Annotated in this window: 25 protein-coding genes; 12 read left to right on the top strand and 13 right to left on the bottom strand. The window is 63.6% G+C overall.

Annotated features, from left to right (window positions below):
- Positions 1-139 precede the first annotated feature (139 nt).
- The 4 genes from ACWGS8_RS29535 to ACWGS8_RS29520 are packed head-to-tail and all read left to right on the top strand — an operon-like array spanning position 140 to position 5,164.
- Positions 140-1,681 carry a DUF4153 domain-containing protein gene (locus tag ACWGS8_RS29535; protein WP_454584236.1) on the top strand — a complete coding sequence of 514 codons (1,542 nt, stop codon included), beginning with the start codon at positions 140-142 and terminating at the stop codon, positions 1,679-1,681.
- A 3-nt stretch (positions 1,682-1,684) separates the two neighbouring features.
- On the top strand, positions 1,685-2,377 hold the full coding sequence (locus ACWGS8_RS29530; RefSeq protein WP_454584235.1) for a response regulator: 693 nt from the start codon (positions 1,685-1,687) through the stop codon (positions 2,375-2,377).
- On the top strand, positions 2,368-3,969 hold the full coding sequence (locus ACWGS8_RS29525) for an ATP-binding protein (protein WP_454584234.1): 1,602 nt from the start codon (positions 2,368-2,370) through the stop codon (positions 3,967-3,969). Before ACWGS8_RS29530 ends, ACWGS8_RS29525 begins: the two co-directional genes overlap by 10 nt.
- 28 nt (positions 3,970-3,997) lie before the next feature.
- On the top strand, positions 3,998-5,164 hold the full coding sequence (locus tag ACWGS8_RS29520; RefSeq protein WP_454584233.1) for an NAD(P)/FAD-dependent oxidoreductase: 1,167 nt from the start codon (positions 3,998-4,000) through the stop codon (positions 5,162-5,164).
- Positions 5,165-5,171: 7 nt separating this feature from the next.
- Here ACWGS8_RS29520 and ACWGS8_RS29515 read toward each other — a convergent pair whose 3' ends face one another.
- The 5 genes from ACWGS8_RS29515 to ACWGS8_RS29495 all read right to left on the bottom strand — a co-directional run bounded on the left by ACWGS8_RS29515 (position 5,172) and on the right by ACWGS8_RS29495 (position 7,787).
- Positions 5,172-5,903, bottom strand: a complete 732-nt coding sequence (locus tag ACWGS8_RS29515; RefSeq protein WP_454584232.1) for a DUF72 domain-containing protein — start codon at positions 5,901-5,903, stop codon at positions 5,172-5,174.
- A gap of 73 nt (positions 5,904-5,976) precedes the next feature.
- A complete protein-coding gene (locus ACWGS8_RS29510) occupies positions 5,977-6,468 on the bottom strand; it encodes an SRPBCC family protein (protein ID WP_454584231.1) in 492 nt (163 codons plus the stop codon).
- Positions 6,469-6,511: 43 nt separating this feature from the next.
- The gene (locus tag ACWGS8_RS29505; RefSeq protein ID WP_454584230.1) at positions 6,512-6,958 is read right to left on the bottom strand and encodes an SRPBCC family protein; all 447 of its coding nucleotides are present in this window, start codon (positions 6,956-6,958) and stop codon (positions 6,512-6,514) included.
- The gene (locus tag ACWGS8_RS29500) at positions 6,958-7,269 is read right to left on the bottom strand and encodes an ArsR/SmtB family transcription factor (protein WP_064987727.1); all 312 of its coding nucleotides are present in this window, start codon (positions 7,267-7,269) and stop codon (positions 6,958-6,960) included. The genes ACWGS8_RS29505 and ACWGS8_RS29500 overlap by 1 nt, the downstream gene beginning before the upstream one ends.
- Positions 7,270-7,361: 92 nt before the next feature.
- A complete protein-coding gene (locus tag ACWGS8_RS29495) occupies positions 7,362-7,787 on the bottom strand; it encodes a GNAT family N-acetyltransferase (protein ID WP_454584229.1) in 426 nt (141 codons plus the stop codon).
- Positions 7,788-7,941: 154 nt separating this feature from the next.
- On the opposite strand from ACWGS8_RS29495, the gene leuD reads away from it, so the two are divergent.
- A complete protein-coding gene (leuD, locus tag ACWGS8_RS29490; protein WP_454584228.1) occupies positions 7,942-8,547 on the top strand; it encodes a 3-isopropylmalate dehydratase small subunit in 606 nt (201 codons plus the stop codon).
- Between the two features lie 71 nt (positions 8,548-8,618).
- Entirely contained in the window at positions 8,619-9,572 is a 954-nt protein-coding gene (locus ACWGS8_RS29485; protein ID WP_454584227.1) for a hypothetical protein, read from the top strand.
- A 124-nt stretch (positions 9,573-9,696) separates the two neighbouring features.
- Here ACWGS8_RS29485 and ACWGS8_RS29480 read toward each other — a convergent pair whose 3' ends face one another.
- Both ACWGS8_RS29480 and ACWGS8_RS29475 read right to left on the bottom strand, forming a co-directional pair.
- Positions 9,697-10,371 (bottom strand): hypothetical protein, encoded by a 675-nt coding sequence (locus ACWGS8_RS29480; protein WP_454584226.1) that lies wholly within the window; start codon positions 10,369-10,371, stop codon positions 9,697-9,699.
- Entirely contained in the window at positions 10,368-10,781 is a 414-nt protein-coding gene (locus tag ACWGS8_RS29475) for a hypothetical protein (RefSeq protein ID WP_454584225.1), read from the bottom strand. Before ACWGS8_RS29475 ends, ACWGS8_RS29480 begins: the two co-directional genes overlap by 4 nt.
- A 237-nt stretch (positions 10,782-11,018) precedes the next feature.
- On the opposite strand from ACWGS8_RS29475, the gene ACWGS8_RS29470 reads away from it, so the two are divergent.
- The 3 genes from ACWGS8_RS29470 to leuB all read left to right on the top strand — a co-directional run bounded on the left by ACWGS8_RS29470 (position 11,019) and on the right by leuB (position 12,954).
- Positions 11,019-11,405, top strand: coding sequence for a RidA family protein (locus ACWGS8_RS29470; RefSeq protein ID WP_454584224.1), 387 nt, complete (start codon positions 11,019-11,021; stop codon positions 11,403-11,405).
- Between the two features lie 10 nt (positions 11,406-11,415).
- Positions 11,416-11,766 carry a VOC family protein gene (locus ACWGS8_RS29465; RefSeq protein ID WP_454584223.1) on the top strand — a complete coding sequence of 117 codons (351 nt, stop codon included), beginning with the start codon at positions 11,416-11,418 and terminating at the stop codon, positions 11,764-11,766.
- A gap of 84 nt (positions 11,767-11,850) precedes the next feature.
- A complete protein-coding gene (gene leuB, locus ACWGS8_RS29460) occupies positions 11,851-12,954 on the top strand; it encodes a 3-isopropylmalate dehydrogenase (protein WP_032932300.1) in 1,104 nt (367 codons plus the stop codon).
- A gap of 38 nt (positions 12,955-12,992) precedes the next feature.
- On the opposite strand, the gene ACWGS8_RS29455 is transcribed toward leuB, so the two are convergent.
- From ACWGS8_RS29455 to ACWGS8_RS29435, 5 genes are all read right to left on the bottom strand, one after another.
- A complete protein-coding gene (locus ACWGS8_RS29455) occupies positions 12,993-13,448 on the bottom strand; it encodes a MarR family winged helix-turn-helix transcriptional regulator (protein ID WP_454584222.1) in 456 nt (151 codons plus the stop codon).
- Complete coding sequence (locus ACWGS8_RS29450) at positions 13,441-13,869, bottom strand: polyketide cyclase (RefSeq protein WP_454584221.1); 429 nt, start codon at positions 13,867-13,869, stop codon at positions 13,441-13,443. Before ACWGS8_RS29450 ends, ACWGS8_RS29455 begins: the two co-directional genes overlap by 8 nt.
- 154 nt (positions 13,870-14,023) lie before the next feature.
- A complete protein-coding gene (locus ACWGS8_RS29445; RefSeq protein WP_454584220.1) occupies positions 14,024-14,395 on the bottom strand; it encodes a DUF805 domain-containing protein in 372 nt (123 codons plus the stop codon).
- 362 nt (positions 14,396-14,757) lie between these two features.
- Positions 14,758-15,477: a DUF805 domain-containing protein gene (locus ACWGS8_RS29440; RefSeq protein WP_454584219.1), complete on the bottom strand. Its 720-nt coding sequence runs from the start codon at positions 15,475-15,477 to the stop codon at positions 14,758-14,760.
- 188 nt (positions 15,478-15,665) lie between these two features.
- Complete coding sequence (locus ACWGS8_RS29435) at positions 15,666-17,549, bottom strand: DEAD/DEAH box helicase (RefSeq protein ID WP_454584218.1); 1,884 nt, start codon at positions 17,547-17,549, stop codon at positions 15,666-15,668.
- A gap of 443 nt (positions 17,550-17,992) precedes the next feature.
- Here ACWGS8_RS29435 and ACWGS8_RS29430 point away from each other — a divergent pair, with 443 nt between their 5' ends.
- Both ACWGS8_RS29430 and ACWGS8_RS29425 read left to right on the top strand, forming a co-directional pair.
- Entirely contained in the window at positions 17,993-19,027 is a 1,035-nt protein-coding gene (locus ACWGS8_RS29430) for an aspartate-semialdehyde dehydrogenase (protein ID WP_454584217.1), read from the top strand.
- A 243-nt stretch (positions 19,028-19,270) separates the two neighbouring features.
- The gene (locus tag ACWGS8_RS29425; protein WP_454584216.1) at positions 19,271-19,702 is read left to right on the top strand and encodes a hypothetical protein; all 432 of its coding nucleotides are present in this window, start codon (positions 19,271-19,273) and stop codon (positions 19,700-19,702) included.
- 68 nt (positions 19,703-19,770) lie between these two features.
- Here the strand turns inward: ACWGS8_RS29425 and ACWGS8_RS29420 are convergent, their stop codons facing one another.
- Positions 19,771-20,178: an ACT domain-containing protein gene (locus ACWGS8_RS29420; RefSeq protein WP_454584215.1), complete on the bottom strand. Its 408-nt coding sequence runs from the start codon at positions 20,176-20,178 to the stop codon at positions 19,771-19,773.
- Between the two features lie 171 nt (positions 20,179-20,349).
- Between ACWGS8_RS29420 and ACWGS8_RS29415 the strand changes: the two genes are divergently transcribed.
- A complete protein-coding gene (locus ACWGS8_RS29415) occupies positions 20,350-21,255 on the top strand; it encodes a bestrophin family protein (protein ID WP_454584214.1) in 906 nt (301 codons plus the stop codon).
- The last annotated feature ends 2 nt before the right edge of the window (positions 21,256-21,257 follow it).

Genomic DNA, 21,257 nt, shown 5'->3' with positions numbered 1-21,257 from the left:
GGTCCCTGCCACAGCGCCTGCGCAGCGAAGGCTGGTGGCTGGTCGATCCGCCACGCGCCAAACCCATGGCGATTCTCATCCCTTTCGTCCGCAAGTATCCGCCGACCGTCCGGCTGCAAGCCATCCGGAGGGTCAGGTCATGACGGCGGTTTTCTCTGCCGCGCCAAGCTATTGCAGCCGCTTCGGTGTTGCCGTGCTGCTGGTCGTGCTGGCGGATTTCCTGTTCTACGGCCAGCCCGCCGGCATCACCGTGTTCCTGTTCGCCATCCTGATCGCCGCCGCGGTCGTGGCCGTGCATCCGGCGGCCTTCAGCGACATCAGGCTCTGGCTCAAGCCCGCCGCTTTGCTTGTCGCGTTGCTGCCGCTCGCCGAAAATGTCAGTGCCCTGTCTGTATCGATCGCGCTTGCGGCGCTGGTCGTGTTCGCGCTTTCGCTAAGCGGCCGGCTGCGGCCCAGCCTGGCGCGCATTGCCGGCCAGATCGCGTTGTTCGGGCTGGCGGCGCCGTTCCGCTTCATCAACGATTTCATCCGCTGGCGCAAGACGGCGCGCCGGTTCGGCCGGCGACGCGTGCGGCTGGCGGCAATCGCCGTCTGGGTGATGCCGCTGACATTGGGCGCGGTCTTCCTGGCGCTGTTCGGTGCCGCCAATCCGGTCATTGAATACTGGCTGTCGCTGATCGATCTTCTAAAACTGCTCGATCTCATCCAGATGGCGCGGATCGCCTTCTGGCTGTTCGTGCTCGCCGGCGTCTGGGCCTTTCTGCGGCCACGTCTGCCGCGCTTTTCGCGGCGCATCTCGCGGCCACCCCTTGCCGGTGCTCGACCGGCGATCAATCCACAAAGGCACGTCGTCGAGGACATCGTGTTCGGCAAAGGCGCCATCCTGCGCGCGCTGATTGTCTTCAACGCGCTGTTCGCGCTGCAGACCGGGCTCGACGCCACCTATCTCTGGGGCGGGGCAGCCCTTCCCGTCGGCTTGAGCTACGCGGTTTACGCGCATCGCGGCGCCTATCCCCTGATCGTCACCGCGCTGCTTGCCGCCGGTTTTGTCCTTGCGGCGCTGCGGCCCGGCAATGAAACGTCCAAGGATCCGCTCATCCGCCGGCTGGTCTATGCCTGGGTGGCGCAGAACATCATGCTGGTCATCTCGTCGATCCTGCGGCTCGACCTCTATATCGGCATCTATGCGCTGACCTACTGGCGCATCGCGGCTTTCGCCTGGATGGGGCTGGTGGCATCAGGCCTTGCGCTGATCATCGCCCGCACCGCGCTCGGAAAATCCAATGAATGGCTGTTCTCCGCCAATCTTCTGACGTTATCCCTGACGCTTTATGCCTGCTGCTTCATCAATTTCGCAGCGCTGATCGCCAATTACAATGTCGACCACTCCCTCGAAATGACCGGCCAGGGCATTTCCCTCGACGCCTGGTATGTGCGCTCGCTCGGTCCGGGCGCGTTTCCGGCGATGGATCGCTTCCTCGATCATCAGCGCCGGGCCGCCAACGATGCGATCTTCCGCGAACTGGCAGGGCGGCGCGGCAGCGACGAAGGCTGGTACCGCACCGTTCACCAAAACTGGCGGGCCTGGAGCTTTCGCGACTGGCGCCTGCTTGCCTATCTCGACAGCAAGGGGTCGCTCGTGCTTCCTCAGCCTTCGCAACCTTCCTTGCCGGGCCGCTGACCGATGCCGCATCACATCCTCGTCGCCGACGATGACCCGCATATCCGCGAGGTGATCTGCTTCGCGCTGGAAAAGGCCGGCATGAAGACGTTTGGCGTGGCTGACGGCGCCGCTGCCTTGCAGGAGATCGGACGCCGGGCGCCGGACCTGGTCGTGCTCGACATCGGCATGCCGGAGATGGACGGGCTGGAGGTCTGCCGGCGGCTGCGCCACACATCCGATGTGCCGGTGCTGTTCCTGTCCGCGCGCGATGAAGAAATCGACCGCATCCTCGGGCTCGAAATGGGCGGCGACGACTATGTGACGAAGCCGTTCAGCCCGCGCGAGCTGGTCGCCCGCGTCAACGTCATCCTGCGCCGCGCTCGCCCGGCGGCGCCCGAAGCGGCCGTCGACCGGCAGTTTTCGCATGGCAAGCTCACCCTGGCGCCGGCCAGCCACGCCGCCGCCTTCGACGGCCAGCCGCTTGCCCTGACGGGTATCGAATTCTCGATCCTGAAAGGGTTTCTGGCGCGGCCGGCGCATGTGCTCGACCGTGACGCGGTCATGGCAAACGCCTATGCCGGCAAGATCCATGTCGCCGACCGCACCGTCGACAGCCATATCCGCAACATCCGCGCCAAGCTGGCGGCGGTGGGCTGCATGGACGCCATCGAGACCGTGCACGGCGTCGGCTTCCGGCTCGGCCGATGCGGCTGAGCACGTCCAGCAAATGGATCGGCCGCAAATGGCGGCCAAGGCTTGCCACGGTCGTCGTCGCCATCCTGATCATGGTGATGGCGCTGCCGCTGGTCGGCCTGTTCTTCTTCCGCCTCTACGAAAACCAGCTGATCCGCCAGACCGAGGCGGAACTGATCGCGCAAGGGGCGGCCATCGCCGCCATCTATGCGCAGGACGTGCGCGACGCCCACATTCCTCCGGACAAATTTGGCGCGCCGATGCCGCAGGCCAATGGCAGCGCCAGCCGCGCCGCCAATCCCGACGGACCGTACCGGCCGATCGAGCCGCGCCTCGATCTCGCTTCGGACACTGTGCTTCCGACCCGGCCGGCGGCGGTCGCCGCTACCGCCGATCCGGCCTTCGCCGCGATCGGCATGAGCCTGTCGGGCATTCTCGACGCGACGCAGAAAACCACGCTGGCCGGCTTCCGGCTGCTTGATCCCACAGGCGTCGTCATTGCCGGACGTGGCGAGGTCGGGCAGTCGCTCGGCGAGGTCGATGAGGTGCGCATGGCACTTGCCGGCCGCTATGCCAGCGCGCTCAGGCTGCGCATTCCCGACCAGCCGACGCCACCGCTCTATTCGGTCAGCCGTGGCACCAAGGTGCGGGTCTTCGTCGCTCTGCCGGTGGCCGTCGATGGCCGGGTCGTCGGCGTGGTCTATGTCTCGCGGACGCCCAACAACATCATCAAGCATCTCTATGGCGAGCGCGGCAAGGTGACCCTGGCGGCGATCGCCATCCTCGGCGGCACGCTGCTCATCGGCCTGGTGTTCCTGCGCACCGTCAGCCGGCCGATCTACGCGCTGATCGACCGCACACAGCGCATCGCCGCCGGCGAGCGCGATGCGATCCGGCCGCTCGACCACCATGGCACCTATGAAATGGCCGAGCTGTCCGCCGCTTTCCTCGACATGGCGGAAAAACTGCAGGCGCGCTCGGATTCGATCCAGACCTTCGCCACCCATGTCTCGCACGAGCTCAAATCGCCGCTGACGGCGATCCAGGGCGCGGCCGAATTGCTGCGCGATTCAGGCAGCGCGATGGATGACGAGGAGCGGCGGCGCTTCTCCAACAACATCGTCACCGATGCCGGGCGGCTCAACCTGCTGGTGCGGCGGCTGCTCGACCTGGCCAAGGCCGAAAATTTTGCACCGAGCGGCGAAAGCACCTCGATCGGTGCCGCGCTGGCGCTGCTGCCCGTCGACACCAGGCTGGCGGTCCGCATCGAGGCGGGCGGCGATGTCGCCTTGCGCATCTCGGCCGAGAACGCGGCGATCGTGCTTGCCAATCTCATCGACAATTCCGCCAGGCATGGCGCGACGCTGGTTTCGATCACGGCGGCGAGCGCCGGCGGCAAGGCGACGGTGCTGGTCGGCGACGATGGCGCCGGCATTTCGCCGAGCAACCGGGCACGCATTTTCGAGCCGTTCTTCACCACGCGGCGCTCGACCGGCGGCACCGGCATGGGCCTCGGCATCGTGCTGGCCCTCCTGAAAGCGCATGATGGTATGATCCGGCTGGTTGACTCCGAGCGCGGCACGCGCTTCGAGATCACACTGCCGGCGGCATAGAGAGGCCGCCGACCGGATCGGAGAAAAAATGCGCTACGACATCGTCATCATCGGCGGGGCCATCGTCGGGTCCTCCATCGCCTATTATCTGCGCGAGGAAGGCTTTTCCGGCTCCATCGCGCTGATCGAGCGCGATCCGCAATTCGCCCATGCGGCAACGACGCTGTCCATGGCCTCGATCCGCCAGCAATTCTCCATTCCCGAAAACATCCGGCTGTCGCAATTCACGCTGAAACTGTTCCGGCGGCTGAAGGAGACGTTCGGCACCGATGCCGATATCGGTTTCCGCGAGGGCGGCTATCTTATCCTCGCCGGCGAGAACGGCCTGCCGGTCCTCAAGGCAAACCATGATGCGCAGGTCGCCGAGGGAGCCGACATCGTGCTGGAGGACGCCGGGCAGCTGACACGGCGCTTCGCCTGGCTGTCGGCCGAGGGCATTTCCGCCGGCGCCTATGGCCGGACCGGCGAAGGCTGGTTCGACGCGCATGCGATGCTGATGCTGTTCCGCAAGGCGCTGCGCGACAAGAAGATCGATTTCATCGCTGCTTCGGTCACCGGCATTGCGCGCGACGGCAACTGCGTCACCGGCGTCTCCCTCGACAATGGCCAGACCTTGGAAGCCGGCATCGTCGTCAACGCCGCCGGGCCGAATGCCGGCAAGGTCGCGGCCCTTGCCGGGCTGGCGCTGCCGGTCGAGCCGCGCAAGCGCAACGTCTTCGTCTTCGAGGCGCGCGAGAAATATGCCGACATGCCGCTGCTGGTCGATCCCTCCGGCATTTATGTGCGACCGGAAGGCTCGGTCTACCTCACTGGCGGCGCCGAGCCGGAAGAAGGCGACGGCCCGGCCGATCCCGCCGATTTCGAGGTCGACTGGCCGCTGTTCGAAGAGGTGATCTGGCCGGTGCTGGCGACCCGCATTCCCGCCTTCGAGGCCATCAAGGCGACCCGCGCCTGGGCCGGGCACTATGACTACAACACACTCGACCAGAACGCTGTGATCGGCCCGCATCCAGAGGTCGGCAATTTCCTCTTCGCCAACGGTTTTTCAGGCCACGGCCTGCAGCAGGCGCCGGCGGTCGGCAAGGCGCTGGCCGAGTTGCTGGTACATGGCGGGTATCGGACGATCGATTGCTCGGCGTTTGGCTATGAGCGGGTGGCCGAGGGACGGGCATTCCGGGAATTGAACGTGATTTGAGAAGCGCCTAGTCAACCATCGCAGCGATAGCGAGAGCATTGCCGAGTGCGTGGCCGGCTGCCGTGTTGTCGAAGATGCCCCAGACCTCGGCGCCCGAAGCGGCCGCTGCATGCACCTGCCGGCTGATCCGGTCGAGATTTTCGGTGTCGTAGTCCGAGTAGTACACGCGCGGCACGCCGTGCCAGCGGAAATAGGCAAGTCCGGCCCAACCGCCCGGCACCGCAGCAGTCGGCACTGGAGCGGGGTCGGCGGCAACACGCGCGATCCGTCGGTCAGCAAGAAGCGCCTCCGCCTTGGCTTCGAACCAGCTCGGGTGGCGTGGCTCGCATGCCAGCTTTGCCTTTGTCCGCTTGCCCAGCATGTCAAAGAAACCGCCGGCGATGTCCGGCTCGAACGGCAAGCTCGGCGGCAGCTGCACCAAAAGCACGCTCAGTTTTTCGCCGAGACCTTCGACCTGTGGGATGAACATTTCGGCAAGCGCATCGCAATCCGCGAGACGACGCTCATGGGTCATTGCCTTGGGCGTCTTGACGGCAAAGCGGAAGTCCTCCGGCACGGAGCGTGCCCAGCGCTCATAGGTCTCGCGACGGTGTGGCTTGTGGAAGGACGTGTCGATCTCGACGATCGGAAAGCGGCGGGCGTAGCGTTCGAGATGCGAGCCGGGTTGGGGCAAGTCGTCCTTATATCGGGTTGGAATTCCCCAGCCGGCCGTGCCTATGAAGCATCCCTGCTTGTCCATGCATGGGATGTGGACCAAATGAAGTGTGGGTCAAGGCGAGGTGTGCACGAAGAGCCGTTGCCACCCCTGCTGCTCAGGCCGCCGCCAGTCTCCCGGTCTCGACATAAGCCTGCAGCCAGGCCAACACCCTGCCCCAGCCCTCGGCATGCTCGGCCGCCGCATCGCTCAAGCCGGCAAAACCGCCATGGCAGATGGTGAGGCGCGTGCCCTTGGCGGTCGGCTCCAACAGCCAGGCGACCGTGGTTTGCCGCCGGCCAAGCGCCGGATGGTCCCAGGCATAGGCCCGTGTCTGCACGATCCGGCGCGGCGCTTCGATCTCGAGGAATTCGCCGCCGGCCGGCAGCTCCCTGCCGTCGGCCGTGCGGACGACAACCGTCCAGCGGCCGCCGACGCGAAGGTCGGCCGACCAGTCGGCCATGCGGTAGGTGTCGGCGGTCCCCCACCATTGCTCGATTTCTCTCGTGACCAGCGCGCGAAATATGCGTTCTGCGGGCGCTTCGATCTCGGCGGATGCCATGATCGTCTCGCCATTGGTCATGCACTGTATCCCGAGGACGTGCATCATCGATTGCCTCCGTATCCATTTTGTTTCGGTATCGAAACGAGCCTTACCCTTTCGATGGTGGGCTCTCGAAACCCTTGCCGGTCTCGAGCAGGCTCTTCAGACTCGCCAGCACCAGCGGCCAGCCCTTGGTGACATTCGGGATCAGCCGGTGCGGTCCGTCAGCCTCGTGGGTGACGGCAAGCTTCATCAGCTCGCCGTCCTGTTCGATGGCGAAGGTGCAGCGCGTGTAGCCGTCTTCCTTGACCTCCGGCATCCATTCATTGCGCCATTTGATGACAAGGCGTCGCGGCGGGTCGACCTCGAGGATCTCACCAGAGTCGGCGACGCGGCCGTCGGGGAAGATCAGTTTCCAGCTGGAGCCGACCTTCCACTCACTCTCCTGATGGGAGCAGAGGAAGAACTGCCGGTTGAACTCCGGGTCGGTCAGCGCCTCCCAGAGCTTTTCGGGCGTGGTGCGGATGTAGGTCACGTAAACGAAGCTGTTGCTCATCAGTCTTCCCTTTCGAGGCGTTTCTTCAGATCACTCAATGCATCCAGCCGATGGCGCTCGAACTTGCCGATCCAGCGTTCGGCGATCTCGTTGATCGGAACCGGGTTGAGGTAGTGCTGCTTCTCGCGTCCCTTGCGGAGCGTGGTGACGAGGTTGGCTTCCTCCAGGATCGCCAAATGTTTGGTCACCGCCTGGCGTGTCATGTCCATCTCCGCGCACAGCGCGTTCAGCGTCTGCCCGTTCCGGGCATGGAGGTTGTCCAGCAATTGCCGGCGTGTCGGGTCGGCCAGGGCGCGAAAGACTGCATCCATGCTCATGGCTTTAATATGCAACCATTTGGTTGCATGTCAAGACGCAAGATCGCACGCCGTCGGTGGCCGGGCGCGGCCACGGGAGAAAAAAGTCAGCCCTTGCGGGAGAACCAGAAGGCGTCGGCCATGCGTTTCATGCCGATGCGTTCGTAAAAGCCGACGGCGTCGGGCATGGAGATCAGGCTGATGGCGACCGACGGCCCAAGCTGCCGCCGCGCCTCGTCCATCAGGCCCTTGCCGATGCCGAGCCCCTGCGCCGATCTGGAGACGGCGAGCTCGGAGATGTAGCAGACCCAGGAGAAGTCGGTGACCGCACGCGCCACGCCGATCAGCGGCTTGCCTTCGATATCGAGACGCGCGGTCAGCACAAGATTGGCGCCGGACAGCATCGCCCGCAGCCTGGCGGGATCATCGACAGGCCGTGTCCCGCCGAGGCCGGATTCCACCAGCACGCGGCGGAATTCGGCGATGTCGAGCGCGGGTTCGCGGGCGTAGAGGACATGGGTGTTTTCGGCCATGCCGGGCAGACTGCACCATAGCCTCGCGAATTCGAAGCCGTTTTGTGGGCACCTCTTGTACCAGCGCGCACGAACAGTTGCCTTTTATTTGCCCTCGGCTTTGTGTAAACGGGGCGTCAGCAAATCCCCCGCAACGAAAACACGGGCCAAAGCCATGGAAAAATTCACCAAGCTCACCGGCGTCGCCGCTCCGATGCCGATCGTCAATGTCGACACCGACATGATCATCCCGAAGGATTATCTCAAGACGATCAAGCGCACCGGCCTCGGCACCGGCCTGTTCGCCGAAATGCGCTACAATGACGACGGTTCTGAAAATCCGGATTTCGTGCTCAACAAGCCGGCCTACCGCAAGGCGCAGATCCTGGTCGCCGGCGACAATTTCGGCTGCGGTTCGAGCCGCGAGCATGCGCCGTGGGCGCTGCTCGACTTCGGCATACGCTGCGTCATCTCGACCTCGTTCGCCGACATTTTCCACAACAACTGCTTCAAGAACGGCGTGCTGCCGATCACCGTCAGCCCCGAGGATCTGGAGAAGCTGATGGATGACGCCTCGCGCGGCTCCAACGCCACTTTGTCGGTCGACCTCGAAGCCAAGGAAATCCGTGGCCCCGATGGCGGCGTCGTCAAGTTCGACCTCGACGACTTCAAGCGGCACTGCATGCTCAACGGGCTCGACGATATCGGCCTGACCATGGAGAAGGCCGGCGCCATCGCCTCGTTCGAGAAGCGCAACGCCGAACAGCGCCCCTGGGCCTGAGCGGCACCATCCGAGGATAGGCCCGGCCGCTTTCCGGCCGGGTTTGATGGCGACTGAGGGGAGGGACAGTCATGGCACGTTCGCTTCTTGCCGGCGTTTGCGGGCCGGCGCTGTTGCTGGTGCCCGCCGCGAGCGCCTTTGCCCAGACACAGACGCCCGCGGCGCAACAGACGCCAGCTGCAGCCCAGAAGCCGGCCGAACAACCGGCGACCGACCAGGGATCATCGAGCACCAGCGACGCTGCGCCCGCCGAAGACGACAAGCAGGCGCCGATAGCGTTCGAGGGCGGCCAGCTGACCATCACGCAACCGGAGCAGGATGGCGAGAAGGTGCTCGCTTATGACGGCAAGCAGCTGGCCAGCAACTACGATGTGTTCTTCGACAAGATCGTGAAGATCGGCGACGTCAACGTGGCGCTGGTCGATGTCGGCGATGGCGGCAATCAATGCGGCCCGGCCAAGGTCATCGTCTGGAAGCCGAAGGACGGCGAGATCAAGACCACGACGGTCGAACAGGACGAATGCGGCGCGCCGCCGGCGGCGATCTCCGACAGCGCCATCTATTTCGTGCCCTACCTGCTGCCGGGCGAGATAAAGGCGGCGCTGCAATGGTCGCCGACCGAAGGCCTGACGACCTCCGGCAACCTCGCCTACACGCCCGAACCCGGCACCGACTGGAAAGATATCGACCCTTCGAAATACGACAACATCATCGATGCTTTCCACAACGAGGCCGTCTACAAGGCGGCCAAGGCGCTGCTCGGCGACACCATGCCTGACATGGCAACCAGCCTGCTGGTCGGTGGCGGCACGGAAAAGACGGCCTCCGGCGCCTTCTACGCCACCGGCTGCGTGCCGCATGACTGCGGCGGCAATGACGGCTTCATGGCGGTCGACCCGGCCAAGCACAAGCTCTACTTCTCGCGGCGCGGCGACAATGGCGAGCCAGCAGCCTGGCCGCCGCTGAAGGACTGGCCGGACGACATCAAGAAGGCGCTGGGCGACGCGCAGGGGTCGGGAAACTAGCGCAATCCCAGGAAAGTGTGAACGCTTTCCCGGGAAAAGCGCACAGCGCTTTCCCTTGGCAATTGTGTCAGAACGGTCTCTTTTGCGAAGCCTCGGTACTCGGTCACCACTCCGGCGGCCGACGCTATTGTTTGCCCTGAATGGTCAGCGAGAAAGCCGGAGGTGGGGATTTTGGCGCGCCGGGATTTGCAGCCCACGCGAACAGGCCAAAGCCGAGGATCGCAATTATCGTGCCGATCGCCAGCCCGTACCAAAGCTTCGTCACCCGGTCGCGCACGACATTGAACCCGGCGTCGGCGTTGATTGTCGCGAAGTCGTTTTGAGCCTTGGCGACCAACGTCTTGTCGGCGATCAAGGTCGCATCTTTTTCATCTCTTCCGCCCGCTTTTATTCGCGTCTGTGCGTCATCAACAACTCGCTGATAGCCGTCGAAGGAATCCACAGTCGGCGGAAACTCCTTCCGGTAGCGCGGAATCAGACGATTCCGCACCGTTTGGATTTCCGCATCCATGGTGGTGGCGAAATCGCGAAACGTCCTGGCCTCGACGACCAGAACCCGAAGTGCCGGCACCATGACGACGCAGAGGCCGACAAATCCCGCGGCAAGACCTCCGACGGCCAGCACCATCCGGTGCTCGTCTGCCGTCGGATCAAGCGCTCCAAACGATGTCAGGGAGCTGCCGGCAAAGACGGCCGCCGCGGTCGCCACCACCCCACCGACCAGCCATTTGGCGGTATCCCTCAACGATTGCGCCCCGGCCGCCATTGCCGTCACAACGGGCGGTATAGGATCGCTCATTTCTCCAAGTATCCCAGATCGCCGAAATCGATCGCCAGGGGAAGATCCCTCATCTCCTTTGCGATCTGCTGTTTCAATCGACTGACCTCATGAAGGTCAGCCTGTTGAGCTTGAAAAAGGATCATGCTCGGATTGGGCTTGTCGGGGTCGGAAATTCGACCCTCATAATCTTTCAGGAGTTGCTCGAGATCCAGTTCGCCGCCCGCCTTTTTCGGTACGGTGAGATAGATTACTGGTATGTCACCCGGGTTTATTCCAACAGGACCTGGGGGCAGGTCGACCTCTCCACCGGCAGGCTCGCCGGCCGAACCCCCGGTGGGCGGAACGACCTGAATTTCAATGATGTCTGAGCCACATGAAACCCGAATGATACCGTTCTTGTCCGGAATCCCGATCACATGCGTAATCATGGCGGCCTCCAAGTATTGAGACAACAAGAATGACACAACTCGCACTGGATTAACAGCAGACGGGCGGCAACCCTGCCGGACTTCAATTCGTTTTGAATACACGCCAATTGCGACACGACGACGAAACAGAATGATCCGGCAAGTTTCTTTCCCAGCAGGACAACAACCAATTTTCCCTGGCATATAGCCAGGCAACCGGCTGTCCGACAGATTGCTATAACAACCGCGAGGCCTCCCATGCGCAAACTGATCTCCACCGGTTCGCCGTTCGAAAAGACCGCCGGCTATTCGCGCGCGGTGGTGCAGGGCGATTGGTGTTTCGTGTCCGGGACGACCGGCTATGACTATGCGACGATGACGATGCCGGAGACGGTCGAGGCGCAGACGCGCAATTGCCTGGCGACGATCGGCAAGGCGCTTGCCGACGGCGGGTTTGACATGGCCGACGTGGTGCGGGCGCATTACTACATCACCGACCAGGCCTTCGTCGACGTGGTCTTCCCGATCCTCGGCGAGACGTTCGGCGACATCAGGCCGGCGGCGACGATGATCGTGTGCCAGCTCAACAAGCCGGAAATGAAGATCGAGATCGAAGTCACGGCGCTGCGGCACTCGGGACATTGAGGCCAAGGCCATGAAGGTCCGCCGCATCGTGGCCAACATCGAGACGCAGGACGCAGCGGCGGCGAAACGCTTCTACCAGGATGTGCTTGGCCTCGACATGCTGATGGATCAGGGCTGGATCGCCACCTACGGCTCCGAGGAAAAGATGCAGGTGCAGGTCTCCTTCATGGCGCAAGGCGGCTCCGGCACGCCGGTGCCGGACCTGTCGATCGAGGTCGACGATGTCGAGGCTGCACTTCAAGGCATGAAGGCCGCCGGCTTCGCCATCGAATACGGCCCGGCCGACGAACCGTGGGGCGTGCGGCGCTTCTATGTGCGCGATCCCCTGGGCCGGCTGGTCAACATTCTATCACATCGGTGATCGTGGTTCTGAACCGCAGGCTTGCGCCGCAAGCGCTTGGCGTTTAGCAAGGCCGCGGTTCAAATCTTTCTGAGACGGTTCTCCATGGCAACGAAGCATCTTTTCCTGCTCCCCGGCGACGGCATCGGCCCCGAGGCCATGGCCGAGGTCAAGAAGCTGATATCGGCCATGAACGAGAAGCTCGGCAGCGGCTTCGCCACCGATGAGGGTCTGGTCGGCGGCTGCGCCTACGACGCGCATGGCGCGGCGATCTCCGATGCCGACATGGCCAAGGCGATGGCGGCGGACGCGGTGCTGTTCGGCGCGGTCGGCGGACCGAAATGGGATGCCGTGCCTTACGAGGTGCGCCCCGAGGCCGGCCTGCTGCGGCTGCGCAAGGATATGGAGCTGTTCGCCAATCTGCGCCCGGCGATCTGCTATCCGGCGCTCGCCGCATCCTCTTCGCTCAAGCAGGAGGTGGTCGAAGGCCTCGATATCCTCATCGTGCGCGAACTGACCGGCGGCGTCTATTTTGGCGAGCCCAAGCAGATCATCGATCTCGGCAACGGCCAGAAGCGCGGCATCGACACGCAGGTCTACGACACGTTCGAGATCGAGCGCATTTCGGGCGTCGCCTTCGAGCTGGCGCGGACCCGCAAGAACCACGTCACCTCGATGGAAAAGCGCAACGTCATGAAATCGGGCGTGCTGTGGAACGAGGTCGTTACCCAGACGCACAAGGCGCGCTATTCCGATGTCAAGCTCGACCACATGCTGGCGGATGCCGGCGGCATGCAGCTGGTGCGCTGGCCAAAACAGTTCGACGTCATCGTCACCGACAATCTGTTCGGCGACATGCTGTCCGACATCGCCGCCATGCTGACCGGCTCGATCGGCATGCTGCCGTCCGCCTCGCTCGGCGCGCCCGACGTCAAGACCAAGAAGCGCAAGGCGCTCTACGAGCCCGTGCACGGCTCGGCGCCCGACATTGCCGGCAAGGGCATCGCCAACCCGATCGCCATGATCGCATCCTTCGCCATGTGCCTGCGCTATTCCTTCGGCATGGTCGATGAAGCCGACAGGCTGGAGGGCGCGATCGCCGCCGTGCTTGATCAGGGCCTGCGGACGAAGGACATTTTCTCGCCGGGCATGACCGAAGTCGGCACGGTCGAGATGGGCGACGCGATCATCGCCAAGTTCCTGGGCTAAGGCGAATCTCAACACACCTTGGCGCAGGACCTCCCGGTTTAGCGGATATCGCCGGCCAGCTGTTGCAGCAGGCCGACGAGTTGCGCTTCGTCCACCGGTTCGAAAAAGGCCGCGTCGGCGGTCTCCACGGCAACGATGGCGCGCTGCGCGGCGGCGGCCCCGGCCGGGGTGACGCGGATCACCTTGGCACGCGAATCCCTGGGGTCGGCCTCCCGCGCGATCAAACCCTTGGCCTCGAGCCGGGCAACGACATCCGAGGTCATCTTCACCTCGGTGCCGGCCTGGGCGGCGAGCTGCACCTGGTTGGGCGGCTCGCCATCGCGGCCGAGCCACATGGCCGAGGCCAAGAGCACGAACTGGACATGCGTCAGGTCGAGCGGCGCCAATGCCGCCGTCATGACGCGCTGCCAGCGCATGGTGGTTCGCCACAACAACAAGCCGGGGCTCTCCGAAGGTCCGCTGACGCGCGTCTTCAAATCCTGTCCATCAGCCACCGTTCGCCAACTCCTTTGCCTGCTCGAGCAATTTAGCCATCGACACGTCGAAATCGCCGCTGATCTGCGGGCCGAGTTCGGGTCCGACCTCGGCTGCCGAGGGGCCAGAAATTTCCAATCGGTGCGTCACCTGCGTGCCGCCCTCGACCGGGACCAGCGTATGCCGGAACAGCAATTTCGTGTCACCGAACATGGTTTCGTCGGCATAGGTGAAATTATCGACGAGATCGACGATAACAGATTCAAACGTGCCCTGCCCGACCGGCGTCACCGAGACGCGAGTGCCCTTGGCGAACGGGCCGTGCAGCACGAAAGTGTCGGACCCTTCATAGGTCAGGCGGCCCTCGTGCAACGCCTTCAGCGCATTCCAGATGGCTGCTGCGGAAAGGGAGGAAATGGCGGTGTATTCATTGCTCCACATTGTCTTGGCTCCATTCATCTTGCCTGATCGATCATTCGATCTTCGCACAGACTATCTGTGCGCGGATTAAATTGCAAGAAGAATCTTGCTGCTCCGCCAGGATAATGCAACTCTTTGTTTTTATGCAGTTTCGAGCCGCATGCTGCCGAAGTCGCTAAACCCTGACCCCCGCCGGCATAGGCCCCCACTGATTTTCGCCCACCTGAGACGGCACAAGCGCCAAGACCAGCACGGCCACCCCGCCGATAGCCGGGATGAAGCAGATCAACACAAGCCAGCCGCTCAGGCCGATGTCGTGAAGACCCCGCACGACAAGCGCGATCCACGACAGGCCGAATGCCAATGTGAAGAGAAGAGCTGGTATAAACCCTACCGAGCTCCGGCCCGCGTTGATGCCGAAGCCATTAATGGCCAGATTGACGAGTATCCCGAAGCCAACAGGTGCTAACTGCACAATGACAAAGCAGAGCCAAAAGGCGCAGAATTCCTTGCGGCGGGCGCGTCCGTCGAAATTGAAATAATCCAAGCTCACCGTTCGTCGGAAGCAGGCACACAATCCTGTGGAACTGGCGGTCCGCTTTTCGGCGAGCCGGCCTGGAACGTGGCGGCTGACCGGTGGCTGACGACGACGTGGTTGAGGCCGCGGCGGCTATATTGTGAGCCGTGCCGTCGTCTGGCTGGAATTCGACGAGGGTGCCCCTGACGAGAGCCACCTCATGGCTCAGATCACTACGGGCAAACATATAGCGTTTGCCGTCGACACCATTGATGTAACCGAAATCCTGATCCTGGTCGTAGTGATAGACCGCGCCACGCATACTTTGCCCCCGCCATGCAGAGCGGGGACTCTATCTGAAGTTGCGACAAGTTGCAATATGCACGTTTAGGTTAAATTCTGACCCCCGCCGGCACCGGCCCCCACTGGTTTTCGCGTCCCTGTGTCGGGATCAATGCGAAGACCAGGATGATCAGGCTGCCGAAGGTCGGGATCAGGATGAGCAGGCAGAGCCAGCCGGTCAGGCCGAGGTCGTGCAGGCGGCGCACGATCATGCCGAGGCTGGGCAGGAACGTGGCCAGCAGGAAAAGGCCGAAAAGCCCGACCGTCATCGCCGGCACCTCGGCGTTGTCGAAATTGCCCATCCCGACATCGGCGAAAACCCCGATGCCCATGATCACCAGCAACGCGATCGTCCAGAACAGGCAATAGCTCCAATATTCCTTACGCCGGGCGCGGCCGGCGAAATTGAAGTAGTTCCGCGTCAAGCCGCGCCAGAAATAGGACCAGAGATCGGTGGGCTCGGCCGGGTCGGCTGTCCGGCCGAAATGCTGTGCCGGCGCTGCGCCGCCGGCCGCTGGTGCGGGGTTGGCCTTGGGATTTGCTTGAGCCGGTGCGGGGCTTGGGTCGGCGGCCGGGCTTGCTGTCTGGGTGGCGATCGAGAAAACGTCACGCGCCTGGCCGCCGCCCGGCTGGAACTCGACCGCAGTGCCCCTGGCCATCGCGGTTTGCCGGCGAAGGTCTTCGCGGGTGAATGTGTACCGGTTGCCGTCGGCTCCGGTGATGAAGCCGAAACCCTGGTCCTCGTCATAGTGAAGCACTTCGCCACGCATCGCCCACCCCCCTTGTCGCCGCGTCCCTGCCAAGGTGTGGCACAGGGCCGAGCCCGCGGGCAAGACGGCGCGACGTAGCTGCCACATTAGCGGCAAATCAGGCGCAAAGCTTCAGGTGCTGTCGTCTTCGCCAAATCGGACCACGACAGTCGAGCATTCTGACGCCAGGCTGCGGCGTCATCCCTGTCCTAGGAAGGCCGCTTCTTCGGCTTCTTATGCTTCGGCGGGCCGGCATTGTCGAATTTCGGCTTGCCCGGTTTTTTCGCCCACGGCTTTGCCTCATGCGCGGCTGCCGGGCGCTGATCGGCCGAAGCCGGTGCGCGCTTCTCGAACTTCCGCTTCGGCGCGTTCGGGTCGAATGGCGCCTTGCCGCGATGCGGCTTCTTGTCCGGGCTCGGCGGCTGATAGCCGGCCCGCGACAAGTCCGGCGTGCCCTCCAGCCGCTTGACCACGATATTGCCCTGCAATTTGCGGTCGGGTCCGATGGCGGCGAGAAAGCGATCGGCCCAGTCCTCGGCGATCTGCACGAAGGTTTCTTCCGGCTGCATCTTGATGGCGCCGATCTCGCGCTTCGAGATGCTGCCGGTGCGGCACAGCATCGGGATCAGCCAGCGCGGTTCGGCATTCTGCCTCCGCCCGACCGACAGCGAGAACCAGACGCTGGCGCCGAAATCGTCGCGGCGGCTCGGCGCCTCGTCGCGCTGCGCGAACTTTTCGCCCGCCGGTCTTTCGCGCGCCAATCCTTCACGCGAAGGCGTGAAAGGCGCGACGTCCATCAGGTCCTCGGGCGCCGAGCGGCTGGCGCGGCACTGGCGCACGAAGGCGGCGGCCACCTGTTCAGGGCCGTGCTTGGCAAGAAGCGCGTCGATGAAGCCGCGCTCATCGTCCTTCACCGGCTCGTCGAAAGCCGGATCGGCGAGAATGCGCTCATCGTCGCGGCGGATCACGTCGTCGGCGGAGGGCGGGCTGGCCCATGTCGCCTTGAGGCCGGCGTTCTGCAACAGCCGCTCGGTGCGCCTGCGGGCGCTGCCCGGCACGATCAGCGCGCTGACGCCCTTGCGCCCGGCGCGGCCGGTGCGGCCGCTGCGGTGCAGCAGCGTTTCGGGATTGGTCGGCAGGTCGGCGTGGATGACCAGTTCGAGATTTGGCAGGTCGATGCCGCGCGCCGCGATGTCGGTGGCGATGCAGACCTTGGCGCGGCCGTCGCGCATCGCCTGCAGCGCATGGCTGCGCTCGTTCTGGCTGAGCTCGCCCGAAAGCGCGACAACCGAAAAATTGCGGTTGTTGAAGCGCGCGGTCAGGTGGTTGACCGCGGCACGCGTGTTGCAGAACACCAGCGCGTTCTTCGCCTCATAGAAACGCAGCACGTTGATGATGGCGTTCTCGCGGTCGGCCTGGGCGACGTTGAGCGCCCGGTATTCGATGTCGAGATGCTGCTTTTCCTCGCCGGCGGCCGAGATGCGCACAGCATCGCGCTGATAGCCTTGCGCCAGCGTGGCGATCGAGCGCGGCACGGTGGCCGAGAACATCAGCGTGCGGCGCTCGGCCGGCGCGGCATCGAGGATGAATTCGAGGTCCTCGCGGAAGCCGAGATCGAGCATCTCGTCGGCTTCGTCTAGCACCACGGCCTTCAGCGCCGACATGTCGAGCGATTGCCGTGTGATGTGGTCGCGCAGCCGGCCGGGCGTACCGACGACGATATGGGCGCCGCGCTCCAGCGCGCGCCGCTCGGTGCGCATGTCCATGCCGCCGACGCAGGACGCCACCGTGGCGCCGGTCGGCTCGTAAAGCCATTCCAGCTCGCGCGTCACCTGCAGCGCCAGCTCCCGCGTCGGCGCCACCGCCAGCGCCAGGGGTGCCGTGGCCGCGCCAAAGCGCTCGGCGCCGTCGAGAAGCGTCGGCGCCATGGCAAGGCCGAAGGCCACCGTCTTGCCGGAGCCGGTCTGCGCCGACACCAGCGCATCGGCGGACCCAAGTTCCAGCACCGCCTTCTGCACCGGCGTCAGTTCGGAATAGCCGCGTTTTTCCAGCGCCTTTGCCAGCGCCGGGACGATACCTTCAAAGTTGGACATCTCGCTCTTTCGGAATTCAGGGTTCTGCGCTCATCATGGAGCACATCGGGGCCGGCGCCGCGCCAGCCCAACAATCTTGGCCGTTCGTACTTCCTGCCGCCGCTCTTGTACAGGGCGCGCCATGAAGGCCATGCGACGCGCCGCGCATTGACTCCTGCCGCAAACCGCGTAAAAGCCCGCTTCGAACGGGATCGTTTTTCGATGCGCGGCCTTTTGATGGCTCTTCTTGCATTCGACGCCCCTAGCCTCAATGCGAACCATTGGGCCGGGCGCGTCGGCGCGTCCCCTCGTTCCAGCAAAACCACGGCCAAAAAAACCACCACCAAAACGGTGTGATTCCCTTGGCCTAACCACCCTCTCCCGGGTTCGGCCCGGGGGACGGAACCCGCATTGGCCGGCGGGTTTTCTCCAAAAAACCAAGCGGAGAGGGACAGGAGATCTTTATGAGTTTCAAGGTTGCAGTCGTCGGCGCCACGGGCAATGTGGGCCGGGAAATGCTCAACATACTGGAAGAGCGCGGCTTTCCGGTAAGCGAAGTGGTGGCGCTCGCGTCGCGGCGCAGCCAGGGCACGGAAGTGTCGTTCGGCGACCGCACGCTGAAGGTCAAGGCGCTGGACAGCTATGACTTTTCCGACACCGACATCTGCGTCATGTCGGCCGGCGGCAATGTCTCCAAGGAATGGTCGCCGAAGATCGGCAAGCAGGGCTGCGTCGTCATCGATAATTCGTCGGCCTTCCGCTATGACCAGGACGTGCCGCTGATCGTGCCGGAAGTGAATCCGGACGCGATCTCGCTGTTCACGCGCAAGAACATCATCGCCAACCCGAACTGCTCGACGGCGCAGCTGGTCGTGGCGCTGAAGCCGCTGCACGATGTCGCCACCATCAAGCGCGTCGTCGTCGCCACCTACCAGTCGGTGTCGGGCGCCGGCAAGGAAGGCATGGACGAGCTGTTCACGCAGACCCGTGCGGTGTTCGTCGCCGACCAGGTCGACGTCAAGAAGTTCACCAAGCGCATCGCCTTCAACGTCATTCCGCATATCGACGTCTTCCTCGACGACGGCTTCACCAAGGAAGAGTGGAAGATGGTCGCCGAAACCAAGAAGATGCTCGACCCAAAGATCAAGCTGACGGCGACCTGCGTGCGCGTGCCGGTGTTCATCGGCCACTCGGAAGCGGTCAACATCGAGTTCGAGAAGCCGATCACCGCCGACGAGGCGCGCGACATCCTGCGCGATGCGCCGGGCTGCCAGGTCTTGGACAAGCGCGAGGATGGCGGCTACATCACGCCGCTGGAATCGGCTGGCGAGGACGCCACCTTCATCTCGCGCATCCGCGAGGATTCGACCGTCGACAACGGCCTGTCGATGTGGGTCGTCTCCGACAATCTGCGCAAGGGCGCGGCGCTCAACGCGGTGCAGATCGCCGAGCTCCTCGTCGAGCGCGGCCTGATCCAGCCGAAGAAGAAGGCGGCTTAATTCCGCTCACGGGCCGCACCGCCGCTGCCGCGGCGGGCCCTCCGCGGGGGCGCCGGAAGACCGGCGGCCCGCGGTCGCGGACTTATAATGTGAGCGACAACGCCAAAGGTCGTGTTGCGTTCGGGCATTGGTTCGTTTGCGTCGATGCTAATCAGTTTGAATGTCAGCAGGGCTCAGTTGCTGGCATCAAGAATTGGCCTATCATGAGAATGCTTCACTGAGATTGCATCTATGAGGATAGGCGTGACCAGAACAGTCGCTTTGTTTCGGCTCACGTTCTGCTTGATCGGCTGTGTGGCAACAACATCATGCGGGCCAGCGCTTCCGCCTCTGCTAGAAGGAGCCTCGGCCCGAGGCGGCTTGTACGGGGGCTGTCCACGTCCAGCCCCGGTCGACAAACAAGCACTTGCGCTCTCGCCGGAACTTGATGGGCGTTTGCGTCAGCAGTTTCCCCCCGGCACCTCTGAAAGCAAGCTTTCGGCAACCCTTGTGGTCCAAGGCTTCGTTCTCGGACCGCGTTGCGAAAAAGATAATTCCATTCGAGTGGCAAATTATACACTGGAAGCCGATGGTTTTTATTCTTTATATCGCACCGACTCATCGGTGTTTTGGAAAGTTGATGGGCAAGGAAACATCGTATGGACCGAAGGATTTTTAATGTTCATCGGCCTCTAGATTTTACAATCTCAGTGACAGTTGCAATGACAACGAAACAGAATTCAAACTGAGGCATTGCTATAATTTCAGCCTGCGCCATCCGCCTGCAGTTGCCGCAGCAGCTCTAGCGCCTCCTCGGCCCGGTCCGCCGGCAGGAACAGATGATCATGGTAGAAAGCCGAGACCGGATTGACGCCCATGCCGGCGCTAGCCAGCCGCTTGGTGATGGCGGCGAGGAAGCCGACGGCTTCCAACGATGAGTGGATGTTCAGCGTGATCATCCGGCAGCGGAACGAGGTGGCCAGTCCGGCTGCCTTCGCCGCGTCCTCGGTCACGATCAGCGTCGTGCCCTCGCGCTCGCGAAACACCATCACCGGGTCGAGGTTCTTCGGCCGGGGAACCCCAGGCGCCAGCGTGGCGAAGACATGGATGCCGTCGAGCAGTTCCGGCGTCATCGATGCCAGCAATGTCTTCAGATCGGTCTCGCCGGTCATTTCTCTCGCCTGAACAGGAACGGGCAACGGGCTTCTCAATATCCGCAACCGGCACATGCCGATAGTCCACGCGCACGACATGGCGATGTCGCTGGCGGCCGGGCTTGCGGATCCGTCGCATCGCACAATAGAGGCGCTGAGGGCCGATGCCGGTCCGTGAAAGGCCCGTCCATGATCGTTCGCCCGCGCCCCAACTTCCTGCAGCTGTTCTTCATCATGCGCGGCTCCGTGGTGCCGCGCATCCTGCCGCAGATCTTTGGGTTCGCTGTCTATTCGGCGGTCATCCTGGGCCTGGCGCGATGGTTCGCGCTCGATCTCGGCGTCTTCAACATCACGCCTTTCGGACTGGTCGGCGTGACGCTGTCCATCTATCTGTCGTTCCGCAACAACGCCGCCTACGACCGCTGGTGGGAAGCGCGCAAGCTGTGGGGCACGCTGGTTTTCGAAATCCGCAACCTGGCGCGCGCCACGACCAGTCTCTTTCCCGATCCGGCCGAACAGCGCGCCTTGCTGATGGAGGCGCTGGCCTTCTGCCATTTCCTGCGCGGCCAGTTGCGCAAGACCGACAGCATCAAGGACGCCCGCGCCTTCATCGAAACCGAGGCGGAGACGGTAGCAAGCTTCGCCAATCCGGCCGACGAGATGGTCAGGCGCATGGGGCGGCGCGCCAATGCACAGCGCCGGGCGGGTGAAGTCGATCCGATCGGCTTCCGCATCCTCGATGAAAGGCTGGCGTCGATCACCGCCATCCAGGCCGGCTGCGAGCGGATCGCCGGCACGCCCTTGCCCTTCGCCTATACGCTGCTCGTGCACCGCACGGCCTATATCGTCTGCCTGCTTCTGCCCATCGGGCTGATCTCGACCACCGGCTGGGCGACGCCGCTGTTCACGGCGCTGATCGCCTACACCTTCTTCGGCCTCGACGCGCTTTCGGAGGAACTCGAGGACCCGTTCGGCACCGAAGCCAACGACCTCGCGCTCGACGGCCTGTGCCGCGTTTGCGAGATCTCGGTGTTCGAGGCGCTGGGGGAGGTGCCGCCGAAAATGCTGCCGGCGGAGAAGTTTTATTTCTCGTAGGT

Source organism: Mesorhizobium sp. 43Arga (assembly GCF_053714255.1).
Note: the sequence above shows the minus strand (reverse complement) of the source record. Positions and strands in the feature narration are given on the sequence as shown.

What these genes read in the sequence shown, in the direction of transcription:
- ACWGS8_RS29535 (WP_454584236.1), top strand. Translation starts at nt 140, where the DNA reads ATGACGGCGGTTTTCTCTGCCGCGCCAAGCTATTGCAGCCGCTTCGGT.
- ACWGS8_RS29530 (WP_454584235.1), top strand. Translation starts at nt 1,685, where the DNA reads ATGCCGCATCACATCCTCGTCGCCGACGATGACCCGCATATCCGCGAG.
- ACWGS8_RS29525 (WP_454584234.1), top strand. Translation starts at nt 2,368, where the DNA reads ATGCGGCTGAGCACGTCCAGCAAATGGATCGGCCGCAAATGGCGGCCA.
- ACWGS8_RS29520 (WP_454584233.1), top strand. Translation starts at nt 3,998, where the DNA reads ATGCGCTACGACATCGTCATCATCGGCGGGGCCATCGTCGGGTCCTCC.
- ACWGS8_RS29515 (WP_454584232.1), bottom strand. Translation starts at nt 5,903, where the DNA reads ATGGACAAGCAGGGATGCTTCATAGGCACGGCCGGCTGGGGAATTCCA.
- ACWGS8_RS29510 (WP_454584231.1), bottom strand. Translation starts at nt 6,468, where the DNA reads ATGATGCACGTCCTCGGGATACAGTGCATGACCAATGGCGAGACGATC.
- ACWGS8_RS29505 (WP_454584230.1), bottom strand. Translation starts at nt 6,958, where the DNA reads ATGAGCAACAGCTTCGTTTACGTGACCTACATCCGCACCACGCCCGAA.
- ACWGS8_RS29500 (WP_064987727.1), bottom strand. Translation starts at nt 7,269, where the DNA reads ATGGATGCAGTCTTTCGCGCCCTGGCCGACCCGACACGCCGGCAATTG.
- ACWGS8_RS29495 (WP_454584229.1), bottom strand. Translation starts at nt 7,787, where the DNA reads ATGGCCGAAAACACCCATGTCCTCTACGCCCGCGAACCCGCGCTCGAC.
- leuD (WP_454584228.1), top strand. Translation starts at nt 7,942, where the DNA reads ATGGAAAAATTCACCAAGCTCACCGGCGTCGCCGCTCCGATGCCGATC.
- ACWGS8_RS29485 (WP_454584227.1), top strand. Translation starts at nt 8,619, where the DNA reads ATGGCACGTTCGCTTCTTGCCGGCGTTTGCGGGCCGGCGCTGTTGCTG.
- ACWGS8_RS29480 (WP_454584226.1), bottom strand. Translation starts at nt 10,371, where the DNA reads ATGAGCGATCCTATACCGCCCGTTGTGACGGCAATGGCGGCCGGGGCG.
- ACWGS8_RS29475 (WP_454584225.1), bottom strand. Translation starts at nt 10,781, where the DNA reads ATGATTACGCATGTGATCGGGATTCCGGACAAGAACGGTATCATTCGG.
- ACWGS8_RS29470 (WP_454584224.1), top strand. Translation starts at nt 11,019, where the DNA reads ATGCGCAAACTGATCTCCACCGGTTCGCCGTTCGAAAAGACCGCCGGC.
- ACWGS8_RS29465 (WP_454584223.1), top strand. Translation starts at nt 11,416, where the DNA reads ATGAAGGTCCGCCGCATCGTGGCCAACATCGAGACGCAGGACGCAGCG.
- leuB (WP_032932300.1), top strand. Translation starts at nt 11,851, where the DNA reads ATGGCAACGAAGCATCTTTTCCTGCTCCCCGGCGACGGCATCGGCCCC.
- ACWGS8_RS29450 (WP_454584221.1), bottom strand. Translation starts at nt 13,869, where the DNA reads ATGTGGAGCAATGAATACACCGCCATTTCCTCCCTTTCCGCAGCAGCC.
- ACWGS8_RS29440 (WP_454584219.1), bottom strand. Translation starts at nt 15,477, where the DNA reads ATGCGTGGCGAAGTGCTTCACTATGACGAGGACCAGGGTTTCGGCTTC.
- ACWGS8_RS29435 (WP_454584218.1), bottom strand. Translation starts at nt 17,549, where the DNA reads ATGTCCAACTTTGAAGGTATCGTCCCGGCGCTGGCAAAGGCGCTGGAA.
- ACWGS8_RS29430 (WP_454584217.1), top strand. Translation starts at nt 17,993, where the DNA reads ATGAGTTTCAAGGTTGCAGTCGTCGGCGCCACGGGCAATGTGGGCCGG.
- ACWGS8_RS29420 (WP_454584215.1), bottom strand. Translation starts at nt 20,178, where the DNA reads ATGACCGGCGAGACCGATCTGAAGACATTGCTGGCATCGATGACGCCG.
- ACWGS8_RS29415 (WP_454584214.1), top strand. Translation starts at nt 20,350, where the DNA reads ATGATCGTTCGCCCGCGCCCCAACTTCCTGCAGCTGTTCTTCATCATG.